This window comes from Paenibacillus sp. J22P218 (assembly GCF_056269195.1).
The window spans coordinates 184,224-202,182 of record NZ_JBWDNL010000002.1 but is presented as its reverse complement, the minus strand read 5'-3'; the positions used below and the strand labels follow the sequence as shown (position 1 = coordinate 202,182).

Sequence of the window (17,959 nt, the reverse complement as noted above, 5' to 3'; positions counted from 1 at the left end):
TTCTGCAACAGTGTTGCGATGGAATACTTTCAGTATAAGCCCGTCGATCGCGGAGAGGCAGGGGACACACTTCAGATCGAGGGGGGACATCGATCAGGTCTTATTGCGGTAATCGGACGGCGTCTGCCCGGTCGCCTTCTTGAACAGCTGGCCGAAATATTTCACGTCCTCGTAGCCGACGCGGCCCGCGATATCGCTGATCTTGATCGGGGTGCTGTCCAGCAGTTCCTTGGCGCGGGTAATGCGTTCCTTCGTTACAAACTCAATATAGGTAAAACCGGTCTCCCGTTTGAACACTTCGCTGAAGTGGTTCGGATTCAGATGGACATGCTTCGCCACCTGCTGCAGCGTTAAGTTTTTGTCCAGATGGTCGTTAATGTACGCAATCGCTCGTTTGATATAGGATACCCGCTCTCCGGACATCGTTTCCGTGTACAGGTCCATGATCGACTTCAGCGAGCGGAACAATGACTCGTGCACATTTTCCGAGCGGTTGAGCAGGTCTGTGCGTAACTGTTCGACCATGGGAGGCTGGCCCCCAACCGTTGCAATGACTCTCTCCAGCCAACGTCGTCCAGACAGAACGATCGATTGTAAATACGCGTGCATAGTGTCCGGCGTCACTTCGGGATCGGACAGCTGGGCGGACACCGTCTCGTCGACCCAGTGGCGCAGTTGGATCACGCTCCCGGACTTTGCGATGGCGATGAACTTCGTTTCCTCCTCTTCTGAGCAGACCGTCTTGCCCCCCGCCCGGTCCTTCACCATCTCATACCGGATGAACGCATCTTCTTTGGAAATGGATAGGTACGTGAATGCATGCTCGGCTTCCTCAAATGATCGCTTCAGTTCCTTGATCGACCTTGCGGCAGAACCAATGGCCACGAATAGTCTGCACTTGAGCTTCCTGCTGACTCTTCCGAGCTCCATCTCGAGCCTATCAGTAGCTGTCTCGCCTGCCTTGACGTTCACGACAACGAGAACCCGATCCTTATGCAGCAGTGTCTCGCAAGGCAATATCTCCTGTACCATGTTGGCGACGGCAAAATGCGCGAGCGACAAGTCCTCCGGCCGTCCTCCCCACCCGCTCGCTGACAGCAGCAGCACCTGCAACGACAGGTTCTGCTCCGCAAGCCCAAGACACGGCAGCAGCACGCTGGCCGATTCGACCGTCTGATCGCTTAGCGTCCCTTCTCTGGCCAGCTTCTCGAGCAGACGATCGCGCACCGCCGATCGGCCGCGGTTCTCCTGCTTGATGGACTCCCAGCGCAACTGCAACCGCTGCTTCGCCTTCATCGCCGCCCTGATGATTTCCTCGGGTCGGCTCGACTTCAATAAATAATCACTCACTCCTTCGCGGAGTGCTTGCTGGGCATAGGAGAACATATCGAAGCCGGTCAATATAATAATTTCCGTATCCGGCGAAATCTTCTTTATTTCGGCCGCCAAGCCGATGCCGTCCATGCCCGTCATCTGTATGTCGGAGAGCACTATGTTCGGCTGTTCGTCCTGGAACCGGTCCAGCGCTTCCTCGGCGGAAGCGGCGGGCGGGAGAAGCTTGAAGCCAAGCTCCTCCCAATTGATGACGGTGCTGAGTCCGTTGCGGATGATGACCTCGTCGTCCACGATCATGATTTTCATGCCATTGAATCCTCCGTTACCGGCAGCGCGAACGAAATTTTCGTCCCAACGCCTACCTTGCTTTCGATTTTTAGCCCCGCCTCAGCACCATAGTGAAGCAGCAGCCTCAGGTTCACGTTCCGAAGTCCGTAATGGTCCTTGGACTCGCCTCTCGTATCCTCCGGCTCGCTAAGCCGGGCGAGAATAAGCGCCAGCTTATCCGGATCGATGCCCGCCCCCGAATCTTCCACGGTGAACACCATCGACGACGCTTGCAGATTCGCGTACACGCTGATCTCCCCCTTGCCCGGCTTCTTCAGCAAGCCATGGACGAGCGAGTTCTCGATAAGGGGCTGGAGCAACAGCTTCAGTATTTTCTTGCGATACAATTGGGGATCGATCGCGAACTCGATGTCGAACTGATCCGGGTAGCGGATCGCCTGAATGTTCGCGTAATGGCGTACGTGAGCGATCTCCTGTTCGACGGAAGTGAACTGGGCGCCCTTGTTGAGACTGAAGCGAAGAAAGTCGCTTAAGTTGCCGACCATATCTGCCGTCTGGTGATCCTTGCTCATTAGTGCCATCCAATGAATGGACGAGAGCGTATTGTATAGGAAGTGGGGATTGATCTGCGCCTGCAGCGCCTGCATATCGGCTTCCGTCCTTATCGCTTCGTTGCGCTTTACCTGGTCGGTCAACGCCTCGATTTTGCCGCTTAGCCTGTTGTAGCTGCGCACGAGCTGACCTACCTCATCCATCGATTCCACCGGATACATACGCATCGGCTCCTCCGGGTCTGTCTTGTTCAAGAAATTCGTCAGCATGCGAAGCGGACGGGTGAGCCGTTGAACGAAGAACACGACGAGCACAACGATGGCCAGCAGCGATACGCCGACCGCCACGGCGGTAAGCGTAAGCACGTATCGGTTCTGCGCCTTGTAGTCGGCGAAAGGAATGACGCCGATTAACGTCCAGTCGGCCTCGGACAGCTTGTGATACAACACCGTCTTCTTGTCTCGCCCGATTCCGTAGTTGACGGAGCCTGCTCCTTCTTCAAGGCGCGACAGCTCCGGCAGAATGTTGGCGATGTTGTTCGGGAGCGGGGACATCGAGCCCGACAGGACATTGCCCTTCCCGTCAATGAGCAGCATGAAACCGTTAGCGCCGATACCTGATTTCTTGAGCGTATTCTCCACTACCCTCTCATCAAGGCTGATAACGAGCTTACCCAAGTTTTTGAACGAATTCACGTTGCGGATCGGACGAATGAGCGAAATGATGTTCTTCTTCCCCGCCGCCGTATGAATCGGATAAAGCGACGTCCACCAGTAGGGATGATTGGCGAAATAATCCGGATTTTGAATCGTAATGTCGGGTACGCTTACCTTGAAGATCGTCGTATTGGACACTGGAAGCGCTTCGCTAGCGGGATAAATCGTAATATCCGATATATAGTTCTTGGAATACATCAGATTGGACAAAAATTCGGTCATACGGTTCTGCCGCATGTTCGCTTCTTCCTTAGAGACGTTCAAATAGAGCTGAACGTCCTTGTTTCCGATGAGGAACAAAGAACTGTTCTCGATGTCGCGCATAATAAACTCGAGGTTGGAGGCCATCTGCTTCATGATGCTCATACCCGATTCCTTCTGTTTTTTCTCGGTTATATCGGACGCGATGAAATAAGAAAACAAACCTAATGATAATAGCGGCAACAAAATCGAAATGAGGAGCAGGAACGTGATTTTGCGCTTCAACGATCTTCTGAACCAGCCGTTCATGCCGTCCATTCGACCTCCGTCCGTTCAAAATGATGTTCATTCATGTAGCAGCTCTACTACATCTTCTGAGCAATTAAGCCAGAGTGAATATTATAATTTCCTATATTTCAAAACAAACTCCCTCTCGGAAGAGAGGGAGTAAGCCGTTCACACGTCGTAATTGACAACGTAATGATGTTGATCCGTATCGTATAAGCCTTCGCTGTATTCGACCGGCTCGCCATTCTCGTCGTAAGAGTAGCGCGCTCGCTTCAGCAGCGGCTTGCCTGTTTGGAGCTCGAGCGCCTCCATTGCACGTTCAGGGGCGCTGGCTGTAACGGAAAATTCGTCGCGGTACTTGTCCAGTGTCACTTGACGCTCTTCGAGTAAGTCGTATAATGACTGCTCATTCAAATCGTTAGGTTCGATCCCGGACACCTTGTCAGTCAAATAATGCGTGTAGTAAATGTAAGGCGCACCGTTCAGCCGATATAGGCGCTCAATCTTCACGCATCGATCGCCAAACAATTGCCTGGCGATCGAGCCTTCCTCGGTCAGGATGACTTCCGCAGCAAGCAGCTCCTTGCGGATGCGGTATCCTTCGTCGACGAGCACCTCCGTGAACCGCTTCAGCTTCGACAGCTTCGAGGACGAAGTGTTGCGGATGACCTTCGTGCCTTTGCCGCTTCCCTTGTCCACGTAGCCATCTTGCGCGAGCTCCTTGATGGCGGCGCGCACCGTAATTTTGCTGACGCTAAATTCCGCTTCCAATTGCGGCTCGGAAGGAATCAATGTGCCGACCGGGTACGTCCCGTGAAGAATTCGGTCCTTCAGCACGCTCATGACCTGCAAGTAAAGCGGTTTGTTGCGAGAACGCCGCACAGCGGCACCTACCTTTCCACGTCGCCGACGGCTCCCGTCATGGCGCGAATAATGTCTTGCTCACCCGACATCGGCGTATCTCCGCTAATCGTATGAGCGAGCATGGCTGCCGCGACGGCGAAGCGGACCGTACGGTCCGGCTCGAATCCGCTGAGCTCGCCATGCAGGATACCGCTTGCGAACGCGTCGCCCGCTCCAATTCTATCGTGAACGGCAAACGTAACCGGATCAGCGAAGAAGAAGCCGTCTTTGTACAAGTAACCTTGCAGCGTGTGCGTGTTATTCTCGTTAATGGTGCGATGCGTGCCAGCGATCGCGGAGATGCCGTACTTCCTTGCGACTTGGGGCATAAGCTCGCTCAACTGCTCGAACCGCCCTGTTTGTTCCGTTGCCATGCCCAGCGTTCGTATGGCGTCTTGCTCGTTCATCAGGACGATATCGGCCAGGGAAAGCATCTCTTCGTAATAAGGCCGCGCTTTCGCATGGCCGTCTTCTCCCCAGTGACCCGGACGATAGTTGCAATCGAATACGATCCGGCGGCCCTTCGCCTTGACCGCCCGTGCCAGCGCGATCAGGTGGCTGCGGACGAGGTCGTTCATCGCCAGCGTAATGCCGCAAAAATGCGCGAGGTCGACGCGATCGGCGATTGCCTCGTAATCGTATGTTCCGGCAGGCGCCGTGTTAAAGCTGCTTGCCTGACGATTGGAATAAGTGACTCGGCCAGGGCGTGCGCCGAAGCCGTTCTCGAGAAAGTACATGCCGATGTATTGCCCGGACCGGACGACGAAATCCGTCGACAACCCGAGCTTGCGCGCGAACGCTGCGGCCGCGTCTCCAAGCGGATTGCCCGGCAACGTCGTAACGAGCTCCGCGCGATGCCCGAAGCGAGCGAGCGCGGAACCGACGTTAACGCCCGTTCCGGAGAACGAATAATGCAAGCTGCTTGCCTGTGTAAGCAGCTCGTAACCCGGCGTCTGCAGCCGCATCATCACTTCGCCGAAGACGGCCACTGCCTTGCGATCGTCATGGTTACGTTCAGCCATGGGCGTCAACCAATCTCTTCATCGTAGCCAGCAATGTCTGTACGTCCGCCACGTTCGTCTTGCCCGTCGCCTTGTCGATGATCGACGAGTAGACATGGGGGATAACTTGAGGGACGCCCGCTTCCAGCGAAATGCGCAAAATCGGTTCGAAGTTGTCCATGTCAATGCCTCCCGTAGGCTCAAGCGCGAAGCCTTCCTCGCCGCATGCTTTCGCTACTGCTCGAAGCTCGTCTTCCCGGCTTAATCCGTTCATCGGGAAATACTTGAGCGCGTTGCCGCCCATGTCCCGGACGAGCGCGATCGCGGTCTTGACCGGTACGATTGCTTGCTCCGGCTGAGCAGCGCTGTAGGGTCCAGTCGAAATGTTGACGTACCCGACTTGCCCCGTCGGCGAGACAAGGCTGTTGATCCAGCTCTCTTGGCCGTTCAAGTTGGCACGAGTCGCGCCGACCGCAGGGAATACTTGGTTAATATGCGTGCCCGGATAATATTTCGCAATCTCCGCTACGACCGCCGCTTGCCGATTGTCTCCCGCTCCGAGACCGATGGAGACAGCATCGTCGATCGCCTCTCCATACTGCTTCATCGCTTCGACGGCTGCTTCGACAGTCGGATAGTCTTTGGACAGTACGCCAACAAGCACATGCCCTTCTGCGGCCTCGAACACTTCCTTGGCATTCTCTACGCTGTTCGCAAGCACATTCAGCGCTGCGCGGCTATTATACAATCGTCTGTTCATGTTGGACATATTAGTTGCCTCCCGTTAGCTTGCGAATAGTTGCTGCAATCACGTCAATGTCGTCGCCGAGCAGCGGACGCGGATCGATGTCGAAGTAACCCTGCTTCACGCCGTAGTCGCGCGTATAGATAGCGATGTCGCCGTTCTGCAGCCGCTGGACGACTTCTTTGGCCGATGTGCCCGTCAGCGCAGGATCGATCTGAATTCTAGCGCGGAATATCGCCCGCCCCGCCTCGTCCTGTACGATCGTCACTTGAACGCCCGGTTGTTCGCCGAGCGGCATAAGCGCTTGAAGCGCCGCCTTCTCCCGCTCGCTGTTATCCGGTTTGTCCAGATACTCGTCCAGCGCTTGGAGCAAGCCGAACGTCGTCTCCTTGCCGACCTTCATGCTGCGGCCGATGCCGTGCAATTGAACCTTCACCATCTCCACGTAATGCCGTTTGCCGCCGACAATGCCCGATGTAGGCCCTTCGATCGCCTTGGAGCCGCTATAAATCGCCAAGTCCGAGAACTTCACGTACTTGCGAATATCCTCTTCCGCTGCCGCATCGACGATGAGCGGCACGCCGCTCTGCTGGGCTACCTCCCATGCCTCCTCAACGGAAATCATGTTCTTCTGCACCGCGTGATGCGATTTCACATACAAAATCGCGGCCGTACGTTCGCTGATCGCATCCTTGATATGCTCGGCTTTGCCTTCGTTCGCGTAACCGACTTCTAGCAACCTGCCCCCGCCGAGGAATACCATCGTCTCCACCGGCGCTCCGTATTGAACGTTATGACCCTTCAAAATAATGATTTCGTTCTTTTCGATCGGATCCTGGTGCATCCGTTCGCTTCTGCGCCGATTGCCTTGCGTTACGATTCCGGCCACGCATAACGCGATGCCGCTAGAAGCGGAGTTCACAACGACTGCCGCTTCCGATCCGAGAATCCCGGCGATATGATCGCCCGCCTTATCAACGAGATCGGCGATTTCCACGTAGCTTTGCCCCCCGCGCTTCATCGCATCCATAACCGTGTCGGTTGGTGCCGATACGCCGAGGATGCTCATGCGCCCGCTTGCGTTAATGACGCGCTTCAATCCGTATTTAGCATTCAACAAATTTGCCATTGACGATTACCCCTTTTGCCCTAATATGTTGATCTCCCATACGTTTCTCCCCTTCGGAGTCGATAAACTCCGTCTTCTCATGCTTCACGGCGAAAAAGGTAAGATGCGCTTTGTCGCCGACCTGGATACGTCCGAGTTCGGGCTTGTTCAACCAGTTCGCTGCCCGAACGGTAACGGCGTCAACCACATCGGCTAGCGGGTAGCCCATTAACAAGAACTTGGACATGACATGCGCCAAGCTGTGAACGGGTCCTCTTAGTCGGTTACCTCTATAGATATCGGAGCTAATGGTGTCGAACCTGATCCCGCTCTCCTTCGCGGCTTCAGCCGTCTTGAACGAGAAGCTGGCCGTGCCGTGTCCGACGTCCATACGCACCCCTCTGGCGATTGCTTCCTTAAGCTCCGGCAACGGTTGCCCGGCATCGTCGAACAAATTATTGCTCTTCCCGTTCAAAAAATGCGTGACGACATCGTTCTCGTTCAACAATGGCAATATATCCTGGATTCGAGGCGGCGCCGAGCCAATATGAACCATAATCGGCAAGCTCATCTGATCCGCCATTGCTCTAGCTATCCGCAGCGGTTCAATGCCGTTTTCCTTCACGACGCTCCCGCTTATTCTTGCTTTCAATCCGACGATGAAGTCTGGGTAACTGCGAACGGCTTCTGCCGCGAGCTCGCGGTCGATCCAACTGAGGTCGGATAACTCGTCAATCCGATGCAAGCCGATCTTCGAGACGTTCAGCAACGCCAGCACGTTCGTGAGCGCTTGTTCCCGGCTTAACGCCAAGTCGCCGATCCGATCCGCCCCGCAGCTTCCAGCGTCAACGATCGTCGCGACTCCTTGCCCCACGCCGATCTCGTCGATCTTGTCTCCGTACGGGTCGAGCTCGGCGAACGCATGAACATGCACATCGATCCAGCCGCTGGAGACATACAGTCCAGAGCCGTCTCTGACGTCATTCCCTTCATTCGCGCGGCCCGCAGCCGTTACTTCCGTAATGATGCCGTGCTCGACGGCTATATCGATTGCTTCGCCATTCGTTCGTTTAACGTTGCGCCATACGATCCGTTCTTGCTTCATGCAGCTCACCTTCAATCCCGTTAAGATTATAACGTTATAATGTTTAAAGTACACTGATTTTGGGCTCAGGTCAACAAACATTATAATGTTTGCTTGTTCACATAGAAAAAAACCGCAGAGGAAGTCCAGCTGCGGCGCGGACATCCTCTGCGGTAAGGTTTATTGTTCGATCATTCAAATTATTGATTCAGGTCAGGACGGTTGCCCGTAACCAAGTAAACGACGCTTTCGCCAATATTCGTTGCATGGTCGCCGAACCGCTCCATATAGCGGCCAACGAAGCTAAGCAGTGAAGCCTGAGCGATATTGCGAGGGTTCTCCATCATGAGCGAGAATAGCTCGCGCGTGATCTGACCGTACAACGCATCGACCTGATCGTCGTCCTTTGCCATTTTGTAAGCAAGATCTACATTCTCCAGCACGAAGGATTGAATCGACTCATACGTCATCGTCTGAACGATCTCCGCCATGCGCGGCAAATCGATCAGCGGCTTAATGAGCTCTTGGCCTTCTAAACGCAATACGACCTTCGCCACGTCAACCGCGAGATCGCCCATTCGTTCGAGGTCGCTGGCAATCTTGAACGCCGAAAGAATGCGGCGTAAATCCTTCGCAACCGGCTGCTGAGTAGCGATAAGGCGCGAGCCGATCTCCGTAATTTTTTCTTCCATTTGATTCAATTGCGGATCTTTCTTAATAACAAGCTTAGCCTGCTCGACATCAACGACCTTGAGCGCTTCCATGGAATCCACAAGCGCGGCCTCTACGAAGCCGCCCATCTCCACCAGCAAATTATGAAGCTGTTCCAGTCCTTGATCGAATTCTTTGCGTTTCGTCATCACAGCTAGTTTCCCCCTATTAGGTATTCGTTCAATCGCGAATACAGTCGCGGCTTAGCCGAAACGTCCGCTAATATAATCTTCCGTGCGCTGATCGGTCGGGTTGGAGAACAGCTTCTCCGTATCCGAATATTCAATGACCTCGCCATTCAAGAAAAATACCGTTTGGTTGGAAACCCTTGCTGCCTGATGCATATTGTGCGTAACCATAACGATCGTATATTTATCTTTCAGCTCCTGCGCCAGCTCTTCGATCTTTAGCGTGGAGATCGGGTCAAGCGCGGAAGTCGCCTCGTCCATGAGCAAAATATCAGGGTTCACCGCAAGCGCGCGCGCAATGCACAGGCGCTGCTGCTGCCCGCCGGATATACCGAAGGCGGAACGCTTCAAGTGGTCCTTCACTTCATCCCAGAGCGCGGCCGATTTCAGACTCGTCTCCACGATTTCATCAAGCTGCTTTTTGCTCGATACGCCATGCAAGCGCGGGCCGTAGGCAACATTATCGTAGATCGATTTAGGAAAAGGATTCGGCTGCTGGAACACCATGCCCACCTTCTTGCGGAGTGTCTCGACATCTACTTCGTTCGAATAAATTTCCGTTCCGCCGATGGCGATGCCGCCTTCGATGCGCGTGCCGGGAATCATATCGTTCATACGGTTGAGCGTGCGGAGCAGCGTCGACTTGCCGCAGCCGGACGGGCCGATGAAGGCGGTGATCGCTTTCTCCGGAATCGTTAGCGATACATTTTTGAGTGCATGGAAAGTGCCGTAGAACAAATTCAACTTGTTAATATTAATAAGTGCTTCCATTTCGCTCGTCTCCTCCAACCGTTATTAAACGTTTTTGCTATATTTGTTGCGAAGCAGTATAGCCGAGAAATTCATAAGCAGCAGCAGCGCCAGCAATACGATAATGCCGCTTGCCGCAAGCTCCTGAAACTCCACCTTAGGCTTGGACAGCCAGTTGTACACTTGAATCGGAATAACGGTGAATGAATCCGTAATGCCCTTCGGCAAGTAAGCGACGTACGTAAGCGCGCCGATCATAACAAGCGGAGCCGTCTCCCCGATCGCCCTCGACATCGCGAGAATAACGCCGGTCAAGATGCCGGGAATAGCCGACGGCATTACCGAGCGAGCCACGGTTTGCCACTTCGTCGCACCTAGCGCGAACGAGGCGTCGCGGCGAGACTTCGGCACGGCGCGAATCGCTTCCTGCGCCGACACGATGATAATCGGCAGCACGAGCAGCGTCATCGTAAGCGCGCCTGCGATCAAGCTCTTATCGAGCGCCAGCAGCCTTACGAACAAGGCGAGGCCGAGAATGCCGTATACGATCGAAGGAACGCCGGCCAGCGTACTAATGTTGAGCTGAATGAGCCTTGTGAAGCGGTTTTTGCTTGCGTATTCCTCTAGGTAAATCGCTGCTCCTACGCCGAAGATAAAGGAGATCGGCGCCATGATGAGCAGCATATAGATCGTGCCGACAAGAGCGGACTTCATGCCTGAGCCGTCCGCCTTGCGGGACGGGAAGTTGGTGAACAAGTCTGGCTGAAGACGTGCAACACCGTCGATCAGTATGTCGATAAGCAGCGCGCAAAGCGCGATTACGCCGATCGAGGTTGCCGTAACGAACAAGATATGCAGCAGCCAGTCCGTTCTGCGGCGGCCGGCAATCTGCTTGCGGTTCGCATCGTGAAAGATGTTCATATTAATACTCCTCCCTGAATCTTCTTGCTACGTACTGGGCAAGAATATTAAGCAAGAACGTGATGACGAACAGCGTCATGCCTACCGCAAATATCGAGCCGTATTCGACAGTACCATGGGGTGTATCGCCTAAGCTGACTTGAACGATGTAGGCGGTCATGGTCTGAATACTGTCCAGCGGATTCACCGTCATGTTCGGCGTCGATCCCGCTGCAAGCGTCACGATCATCGTCTCGCCAATAGCACGTGAGAATGCAAGTACAGCAGATGCTACGATACCCGATAGTGCGGCAGGTACAACGATTTTAAGGGCAACCTCGAACCTGGTAGCTCCAAGCGCATAAGCGCCGTCGCGCAAGCTGCGCGGTACGGACGACATCGCGTCCTCGCTTAGCGAGCTGACCATCGGGATAATCATGATCCCGACGACAATTCCGGCGCTGAGCGCATTGAATATGCCGGCGCTTGGAAAGATGCTTTGAATAATCGGCGTAATCAAGCTTAGCGCAAAATAGCCGTATACGATTGTCGGCACGCCGGCGAGCACCTCAAGGATGGGCTTTACGACTTTCCGTACTTTTTTGGGCGCATATTCCGATAAGTAGATGGCACTTGCAAGTCCGATCGGCACGGCAACAAGACAAGCAATGACGGTAATCATTAGCGTTCCGGTAAGCAGCGGCAGCACTCCGAAGCTCTTAGGCGGGATTAGCGGCGACCATTTCGTTCCGAACAAAAAGTCCGTTATCGGTATCGTTTTGAAAAACTGGATGGTTTCGGTTAACAATGTCACAACGATTCCGATCGTTGTCATGATGGATACGGACGCGCAAAGAAACAGCAGGATTGGCATTACTTTGTTCATGATGCTGACGCGCTCGTTTTTGAAATTGTATGCGTCGACTTTTACGGTAGTGGTTTGCGCATTATCTTTGCTTTGCAGAGCTTCGCTTTGCATGCCGGCGGCCTCCTTCTTGCCATTTACAATTCATTAACATATGCGGCGTGAAAAATGTGATGTCTCGCGAGACATCACATATTCATCACCAAGCGTAAACGGCTGTTGCCGTCCATTGGCGGCATAAGCATCGTTTCGCGGATGAAATATAGGCCAGTATAACAAAGAGCATTTTATACTTTCCTATATTTCAAGTACGAGCTTATTTATTATTGGATTTTGGCAGCTTCTGTTGCGTATTGCTCATCTGGCAACGATACGTAGCCAACTTCGCCAGCCAATGCTCCGATGTTTTCAATGTAGAACTTAGCGAATTCTTTCACTTCAGGACGCTCAAGCTCTTTGTTGTTCAGGTAGATGTAGAGCGGACGGGACAATGGCGCGTAAGTGCCGTCTTTGATCGTGTCGTACGTAGGTTCGATTGGGCCGGAACCGCCGTCAACCGGAACGACTTTCAGCTTATCGGCGTTTTCTTCGAAGTATGCGAAGCCAAAGTAGCCGATGCCGTATTTGCTGCCTGCTACACCTTGAACGAGTGCGTTGTCGTCTTCGCTGAAGCTGATTGCTTTATCGTTGCGAATGCCTGCTTTTTCAAGGATTGCTTCATTGAAGTAGTCATAAGTGCCGGAATCAGCGCCTGGCGAGAACATAACGATCGGCTCTGCAGGCCATGTGTCGCGAACGTCTTTCCAAGTAGCAACCGTGCTGCCTGTTGTGAAGATTTTGTTCAACTCTTCAACTGTCAGGTGGTCTACGAAATCATTTTCTTTGCTAACAACAACCGACAAACCGTCGAATGCTACCGAAAGATCTGTGTACTCGATGCCTGCATCTTTACAAGCCGTTGCTTCTTCTTCCTTGATCGGACGCGATGCGTCTGCAATTGCAATTTCGCCAGCGCAGAATTGCTTGAAGCCGCCGCCTGTGCCGGATACGCCGACTGGTACGCGTACATCCGAATGCTCTTTGTTGAACTCTTCGGCCGCTGCTTCCGTTAATGGAAACACGGTGCTGGAACCGTCTATTTTAATTTCGCCCGACAGCTTAACCGCTTCTTCAGTTGGCGCATTGGTTGCCGTATTGTTCGTTGCTGCTCCGCCATTATTCTCCGAACCGTTATTTCCGCTATTGGCGTTATTGCCGCAAGCTGCTGCGAATACGATCAACATGGACATCATCAACGTTACTACAACTTTCTTTTTCCCCTTAAACAACTCTACCACTCCTCTTAATTTGTCTAGTATGTGTTTTCCCTAACGAGTTCAATACTACTAGCCGTTTGTAAATCGGGTACTCTCTTTTTGTAAACTTCATGTTAAAAATACGACTGCCGCAATTTCTCCATTTCATCGGCGACATGAATCGATTGACGATGCGCTTGCTCCGACAGCTCTCCGACTTGCTTCGCGCTTCCGCGGTTATCCGCAGCCGCTTGGAACAAGCGATTGAACGCTTCGACCGCGGCGAGAACATACGCTTCGCTGGCCGTCGTCTCCGTCCGCCCCGATCGCGTAAGCGCCGCCGTCTCGCCGATCGCATCGACGATCGACTTCGTCAGCATCGTAATCTCTCCGGCCAGCTGCTTCGTCTGGCCTGCTAGTTTCATAACCTCGCCGGCCACAACGGCGAAGCCGCGCCCGTGATCACCCGCGCGCGCTGCTTCTATAGAAGCATTGATCGCGAGCAGATTGCTTTGATCCGCCAGCTCGCGGATCACCTTGGACACGCGGCTGATGGAACCCGCTTCCGCTTGAAGCTCGTTCATCCGCTGCTCTTGACGCTGTGAGGAATTCGCTATCGATACGAAAGCGTTGCTTACCTTGTCCAGCTCGTTCTTGCCGCTTAACGTCAGATCAACCATCTCTACAGACAGCGATTCCCCTTGTTCGGTTGAGCCTCTGACGGCGCTTGCCGCCTGCTCGATCTGCCTTACTCGCTGTTCCGCCGATTGAATGATCCGTCGCTGCGCATGAACCGCTTCCTGCTGCAGCTCCCTCGACATCTTAAGCATGTCCGATACGGTCAGCACGCCAGCCAACAATCCGTCATGCTGCGTCACGATGACGCAATCATAGAGGATGCTCTCATCGCGGCTGAGCGCGCTGTCGATGATCTGCTGCGGCGCATCCGCTCTATGTACCATTAACGGGCTTGTATCCATCAGCTTCGTTACAGGCTTCTCATAGTACAGATCGGCGCTGAACCGATGACCCAGCTTTAAGAAAAACCGGTTGCGCATCATGAGACCGACCGGAATCTGATCAACGCTTCGTACGACGACTACGCACTCGCAATCGGGATGCTGCTTGAACACGCTTATCGTCTCGCGACAGGAGCGCTCTTCTTCAACGGTCGGCGCTCCGCGCATATAATCGGCAATCCGAACGGACCGCTGCTCTGTCATTTCATCTGTTGTTTCTTCATCAGCTGTTAATGATGTTTGGTTAAGTTCTCTTTCAATAAATAGGAGCTCCGATTGTACCAAAGCTTCATTTACAGCTTCGGAAACGGCCTCTGCGGCAGGTGGTGCAACTTCTGCTACAGTCGCTGCCGAAGAATTTCCTTCTTCGTGCTCAACCACTTCTTGCTTCATTTGCTTATCCAGAACGGACACCGTCATTCACGATCACCCTTCCTTCCATATCCTCTCAGGAACACTATAGGTCTCAAGCATCAACTGTAGAGGCGCGAAATGTTATCGGAATGTTAAATTCGACAATAATTGATAAATAGATTTATGAGTTGCCAGTCTGCATGATCGAATGTGAGCTGTAAGTGCGCATGTGTTCTTACGGCGAAGGAGTAACTTGTCGGGGCGGCGTGTAAGTGCGCATGTGCGCTTACAGAGGCAAGACGGGCAGGCTACTTGGTCGAATGTGAGCTGTAAGTGCGTATATGCTCTTATGGCGAAGGAGTAACTTGTCGGGGCGGCCTGTAAGAGCGTATGTGCGCTTACAGGCCCGGTTTGAACAAACTGCATGACAGAATGTGAACTGTAAGTGCGTATGTGCTCTTACGGCGAAGGAGTAACTTGTCGGGGTCGCGTGTATGAGCTCATATGCGCTTACAGACCCCGCTCAACCGCAACGCAAAAAAAACTGTGCAGCACGTACGTCTTTCGTACATGCTGCACAGTCTGATTGAAATAAAAGAATATTACTTCGATGCGCGCTTCAGAAGCTTTATGCTATGGCCTTCAAGCTCGATTGAAGAGCCTACAGCCGCACCTGTCAGCAGTTCCGTGTAAACGCGGCCGTCCAGCTCTAGCGACTTGCTAGCATCCGTGAAGTTCGAGACGAATACAAAGTCTTGTTCGCCGTCCGTACGAAGCTGAGCGGTTACGCCTTCCGGCAGCTCGGACTCGATGACGCGTTTCACGCCAGCTTGCTCGAGTACGCTTGCCGTCAATTGTTTAATGAATTCATTGTCATTGCGCGACGCAATATAATACGCTTTACCCTTGCCAAGCTTGTTCACCGTTAAGGCTGGACGTCCTGCATAGAAGTCTTCACCGTACACTGCGAGCGCCTCAGCGCCTTCGAGGTGAATAAGGTCGCATAGCTCGCGAGCAGTAAACTCGCCGCCGAAGCCTAGTTCGTTGCCTTCGTTCATCACGACACGGTTCGAGTCGTGATCATGGAGCGAATCGATCTCCTCCGACCAGATGCCCAGCGTCTTGCGAAGCGGACCTGGGAAGCCGCCAAGGAAGCAAAGGTCGTTCTCGTCGACAATGCCGCTCCAATAAGTCGCGATGAACGTACCGCCGTTCTCGACGAAGCGTTCAATGCGCTCGCCAACGCCCGGACGCACCATATAGAGCATCGGCGCGATAAGCACCTTATAAGAATCGAAGCTGCATTCGGAATCAATAACGTCAACCGATACACCCAGATCCCACAGCGGACGGTAATGGTTGTGCAGCGTTTGCTCGTAGTGCAAGCCGCCGTTGCGCGGTCCTTGCGAATCTTTCACCGCCCAGCGGTTTTCCCAATCGTTAATAAGCGCTACTTCCGGCTTCACAGAAGTGCCGACGACTTCCGTCAGCTTCTCCAGCGTCTGTCCAAGTTCGGACACTTCGCGGAAGACGCGTGTGTGCTCGTTGCCGACATGGTCAACAACCGCACCGTGCAGCTTCTCGCTCGAGCCTCTGCTCTTGCGCCATTGGAAATATTGAACCGTGTCCGAGCCATGCGCTACCGCCTGCAAAGAGGACAAGATATGAACGCCTGGACGCTTAAGCTTGCTCACCGGCTGCCAGTTCGTCATGCTCGGCGTGCTTTCCATCAGCATGAACGGTTTGCCGCCTTTGAGCGAGCGGAACACGTCATGGTTGAACGCAATCCAAGATGCCAGCGAGCTGTCGTCGCCAAAGTTGTCATGCCATGTCGGGTAAGCGTCCCACGAAATCATATCGAGCAGGTCGCTGAACTTCCAATAGTTAAGCGGCTCGAAATCAAGCATGAAGTTAGTCGTAATCGGCAGCTCCGGATTAGCGGCACGCAGCGGTGCAATCTCATGACGGCAGAAATCGACCGTTTGATCCGTTACGAAACGTCTCCAATCCACGTTTTGACCATGAACGGCATTTTCGCCGCGCGCGGTAGGGGATTCGACCTGCGTCCAGTTCGTATACGTGTGGCTCCAGAACGTCGTCCACCATGCATCGTTGAGCGCTTCGAGCGATCCGTATTTATTTTGCAGCCAGCCGCGGAATGCGTCCTGACAGTAATTACAGTGGCACTCGCCGCCGTATTCATTGGAGATATGCCAGCCGATAACAGCCGGATGCTGCGAATAACGTTCGGCCAGCTTGCTGTTCATAATCTCTACCTTCTCGCGGTAAACCGGCGAAGAGAAGCAGTGGTTATGTCTTGCGCCATGCAGATTGCGAATGCCGTTCGGGGCAACGCGCAATACTTCCGTATATTTCTCCGACATCCAAGCCGGACGCGCGCCGCTTGGCGTTGCCAGCAGGGCAAAAATACCGTTCGCGGCGAACTTGTCCAGCAGCGTATCCAACCACTCGAAAGTGAAGCGGCCTTCCTCAGGCTCTAGCGCCGCCCATGCGAAGATGCCTACCGACATCACATTGCAGCTAGCCAGCTTCATTAAGCGTATATCTTCCTCCAGCACCTCGGGATACTTCTGCCATTGGTCCGGGTTGTAATCTGCTCCATGCAGCATTTGCGGGATCTTGCCGCTGATCGGCGGGAACTTTGTTGTCATGATAAGAGCCTCCTATATCATCTTGAGAATCGTCGTAATTGGGTAGACTATAATGATATTCATATTATAAAATGAAAGTATCTCCATTAAAATAATAGTATTTTCGCATAGATATCAAAATATGAAACAGGAGTGCTGCATACAGATGGACACGATGGTCTTCCCGACGCTTACAGAAGCCGATACAACGCTTCCCCTCTACCTTACGAGCATCGGTCATTGGAGCAACCAAGAAACGATCGACCGTCCTGACGGATATCCGCATTTTCAGTGGCTGCAGGTCATGAACGGAGCAGGCATTCTTCAGGTCGGTGAGCATAAAATGTCTGTTCAAGCCGGACAAGGCTTCTGTCTCTTACCGGGCGATCCTCATGCTTATTATGCAACGGAAGAGCCCTGGGAAATCTTCTGGCTTAGCTTTCGCGGCGATCTATCGGAAACGATGCTGCGGCAAGCAGGGATTAAGCAATCTGGCGTCTATTCGACAGCCGATCATGATATGATGTTGACACATATGAAAAACATCTTTGCGATGACGCAATCAGGCCGCTCTTTTCTCGGCTTGGAATGCTCTAAGCTCGTTTACATGTTTTTGCTTGATTTGATGAAAGTTATTCTCGTAAGCTCGCAATCGGCGGAGCATCATATATTGAAGCTGAAGCCGGTGCTGAAGTATATTGAAGACAACTACGACAAGCTTATTACGATCAAGGACTTAGCCGCTTGTATCGACATTACGCCGCAATACTTATGCCTGCTGTTCAAGAAAGCGCTGAAGATGCGGCCGCTGGAATACGTGAACCGTGAGCGCATCAACCGCAGCAAGGAGCTTATGTTCCATGAAAGCGATATTAAGATGAACGAGATCGCAAGGCGGGTCGGCTTCGACTCCCCCAGCTACTTCAGCTCGGTATTCAAGCGTCTTGAAGGCCTTAGTCCTGAGCAATTCAAAAAAATTCACGGCTTGCGGTAAAATGAGACGAA

15 protein-coding genes are annotated in these 17,959 nt (G+C 53.2%); 1 reads left to right on the top strand and 14 read right to left on the bottom strand.

Features of this window, described 5'->3' with window-relative positions; all coding sequences use genetic code 11:
- Positions 1-93: 93 nt before the first annotated feature.
- The 14 genes from AC0YN0_RS09770 to AC0YN0_RS09705 all read right to left on the bottom strand — a co-directional run bounded on the left by AC0YN0_RS09770 (position 94) and on the right by AC0YN0_RS09705 (position 16,975).
- Complete coding sequence (locus AC0YN0_RS09770) at positions 94-1,641, bottom strand: response regulator (RefSeq protein ID WP_475821107.1); 1,548 nt, start codon at positions 1,639-1,641, stop codon at positions 94-96.
- Positions 1,638-3,410 (bottom strand): sensor histidine kinase, encoded by a 1,773-nt coding sequence (locus AC0YN0_RS09765; protein ID WP_475821106.1) that lies wholly within the window; start codon positions 3,408-3,410, stop codon positions 1,638-1,640. Before AC0YN0_RS09765 ends, AC0YN0_RS09770 begins: the two co-directional genes overlap by 4 nt.
- Positions 3,411-3,548: 138 nt before the next feature.
- Entirely contained in the window at positions 3,549-4,262 is a 714-nt protein-coding gene (locus tag AC0YN0_RS09760; protein WP_475821105.1) for a GntR family transcriptional regulator, read from the bottom strand.
- An 8-nt stretch (positions 4,263-4,270) separates the two neighbouring features.
- Entirely contained in the window at positions 4,271-5,305 is a 1,035-nt protein-coding gene (locus AC0YN0_RS09755; RefSeq protein WP_475821104.1) for a sugar kinase, read from the bottom strand.
- Positions 5,298-6,053 (bottom strand): 2-dehydro-3-deoxy-phosphogluconate aldolase, encoded by a 756-nt coding sequence (gene dagF / locus AC0YN0_RS09750; RefSeq protein WP_475821103.1) that lies wholly within the window; start codon positions 6,051-6,053, stop codon positions 5,298-5,300. Before dagF ends, AC0YN0_RS09755 begins: the two co-directional genes overlap by 8 nt.
- Position 6,054: 1 nt before the next feature.
- Positions 6,055-7,158: a DgaE family pyridoxal phosphate-dependent ammonia lyase gene (locus tag AC0YN0_RS09745; RefSeq protein ID WP_475821102.1), complete on the bottom strand. Its 1,104-nt coding sequence runs from the start codon at positions 7,156-7,158 to the stop codon at positions 6,055-6,057.
- Positions 7,136-8,242, bottom strand: coding sequence for an amidohydrolase/deacetylase family metallohydrolase (locus AC0YN0_RS09740; protein WP_475821101.1), 1,107 nt, complete (start codon positions 8,240-8,242; stop codon positions 7,136-7,138). The genes AC0YN0_RS09745 and AC0YN0_RS09740 overlap by 23 nt, the downstream gene beginning before the upstream one ends.
- Before the next feature lie 179 nt (positions 8,243-8,421).
- Complete coding sequence (phoU, locus tag AC0YN0_RS09735; protein WP_475821100.1) at positions 8,422-9,081, bottom strand: phosphate signaling complex protein PhoU; 660 nt, start codon at positions 9,079-9,081, stop codon at positions 8,422-8,424.
- A 54-nt stretch (positions 9,082-9,135) separates the two neighbouring features.
- Entirely contained in the window at positions 9,136-9,891 is a 756-nt protein-coding gene (pstB, locus tag AC0YN0_RS09730) for a phosphate ABC transporter ATP-binding protein PstB (protein ID WP_337099055.1), read from the bottom strand.
- Positions 9,892-9,915: 24 nt separating this feature from the next.
- Complete coding sequence (pstA, locus tag AC0YN0_RS09725) at positions 9,916-10,791, bottom strand: phosphate ABC transporter permease PstA (RefSeq protein WP_475821099.1); 876 nt, start codon at positions 10,789-10,791, stop codon at positions 9,916-9,918.
- Between the two features lies 1 nt (position 10,792).
- Complete coding sequence (gene pstC, locus AC0YN0_RS09720; RefSeq protein ID WP_475821883.1) at positions 10,793-11,656, bottom strand: phosphate ABC transporter permease subunit PstC; 864 nt, start codon at positions 11,654-11,656, stop codon at positions 10,793-10,795.
- 302 nt (positions 11,657-11,958) lie between these two features.
- Positions 11,959-12,963 carry a PstS family phosphate ABC transporter substrate-binding protein gene (locus tag AC0YN0_RS09715; protein ID WP_475821098.1) on the bottom strand — a complete coding sequence of 335 codons (1,005 nt, stop codon included), beginning with the start codon at positions 12,961-12,963 and terminating at the stop codon, positions 11,959-11,961.
- Between the two features lie 101 nt (positions 12,964-13,064).
- Entirely contained in the window at positions 13,065-14,369 is a 1,305-nt protein-coding gene (locus tag AC0YN0_RS09710; RefSeq protein WP_475821097.1) for a methyl-accepting chemotaxis protein, read from the bottom strand.
- Positions 14,370-14,905: 536 nt separating this feature from the next.
- Complete coding sequence (locus AC0YN0_RS09705) at positions 14,906-16,975, bottom strand: beta-galactosidase (protein WP_475821096.1); 2,070 nt, start codon at positions 16,973-16,975, stop codon at positions 14,906-14,908.
- Positions 16,976-17,120: 145 nt separating this feature from the next.
- Between AC0YN0_RS09705 and AC0YN0_RS09700 the strand changes: the two genes are divergently transcribed.
- On the top strand, positions 17,121-17,948 hold the full coding sequence (locus tag AC0YN0_RS09700) for an AraC family transcriptional regulator (protein ID WP_475821095.1): 828 nt from the start codon (positions 17,121-17,123) through the stop codon (positions 17,946-17,948).
- The last annotated feature ends 11 nt before the right edge of the window (positions 17,949-17,959 follow it).

What these genes read in the sequence shown, in the direction of transcription:
- AC0YN0_RS09770 (WP_475821107.1), bottom strand. Translation starts at nt 1,641, where the DNA reads ATGAAAATCATGATCGTGGACGACGAGGTCATCATCCGCAACGGACTC.
- AC0YN0_RS09765 (WP_475821106.1), bottom strand. Translation starts at nt 3,410, where the DNA reads ATGGACGGCATGAACGGCTGGTTCAGAAGATCGTTGAAGCGCAAAATC.
- AC0YN0_RS09755 (WP_475821104.1), bottom strand. Translation starts at nt 5,305, where the DNA reads ATGGCTGAACGTAACCATGACGATCGCAAGGCAGTGGCCGTCTTCGGC.
- dagF (WP_475821103.1), bottom strand. Translation starts at nt 6,053, where the DNA reads ATGTCCAACATGAACAGACGATTGTATAATAGCCGCGCAGCGCTGAAT.
- AC0YN0_RS09745 (WP_475821102.1), bottom strand. Translation starts at nt 7,158, where the DNA reads ATGGCAAATTTGTTGAATGCTAAATACGGATTGAAGCGCGTCATTAAC.
- AC0YN0_RS09740 (WP_475821101.1), bottom strand. Translation starts at nt 8,242, where the DNA reads ATGAAGCAAGAACGGATCGTATGGCGCAACGTTAAACGAACGAATGGC.
- phoU (WP_475821100.1), bottom strand. Translation starts at nt 9,081, where the DNA reads ATGACGAAACGCAAAGAATTCGATCAAGGACTGGAACAGCTTCATAAT.
- pstB (WP_337099055.1), bottom strand. Translation starts at nt 9,891, where the DNA reads ATGGAAGCACTTATTAATATTAACAAGTTGAATTTGTTCTACGGCACT.
- pstA (WP_475821099.1), bottom strand. Translation starts at nt 10,791, where the DNA reads ATGAACATCTTTCACGATGCGAACCGCAAGCAGATTGCCGGCCGCCGC.
- pstC (WP_475821883.1), bottom strand. Translation starts at nt 11,656, where the DNA reads ATGAACAAAGTAATGCCAATCCTGCTGTTTCTTTGCGCGTCCGTATCC.
- AC0YN0_RS09710 (WP_475821097.1), bottom strand. Translation starts at nt 14,369, where the DNA reads ATGACGGTGTCCGTTCTGGATAAGCAAATGAAGCAAGAAGTGGTTGAG.
- AC0YN0_RS09705 (WP_475821096.1), bottom strand. Translation starts at nt 16,975, where the DNA reads ATGACAACAAAGTTCCCGCCGATCAGCGGCAAGATCCCGCAAATGCTG.
- AC0YN0_RS09700 (WP_475821095.1), top strand. Translation starts at nt 17,121, where the DNA reads ATGGACACGATGGTCTTCCCGACGCTTACAGAAGCCGATACAACGCTT.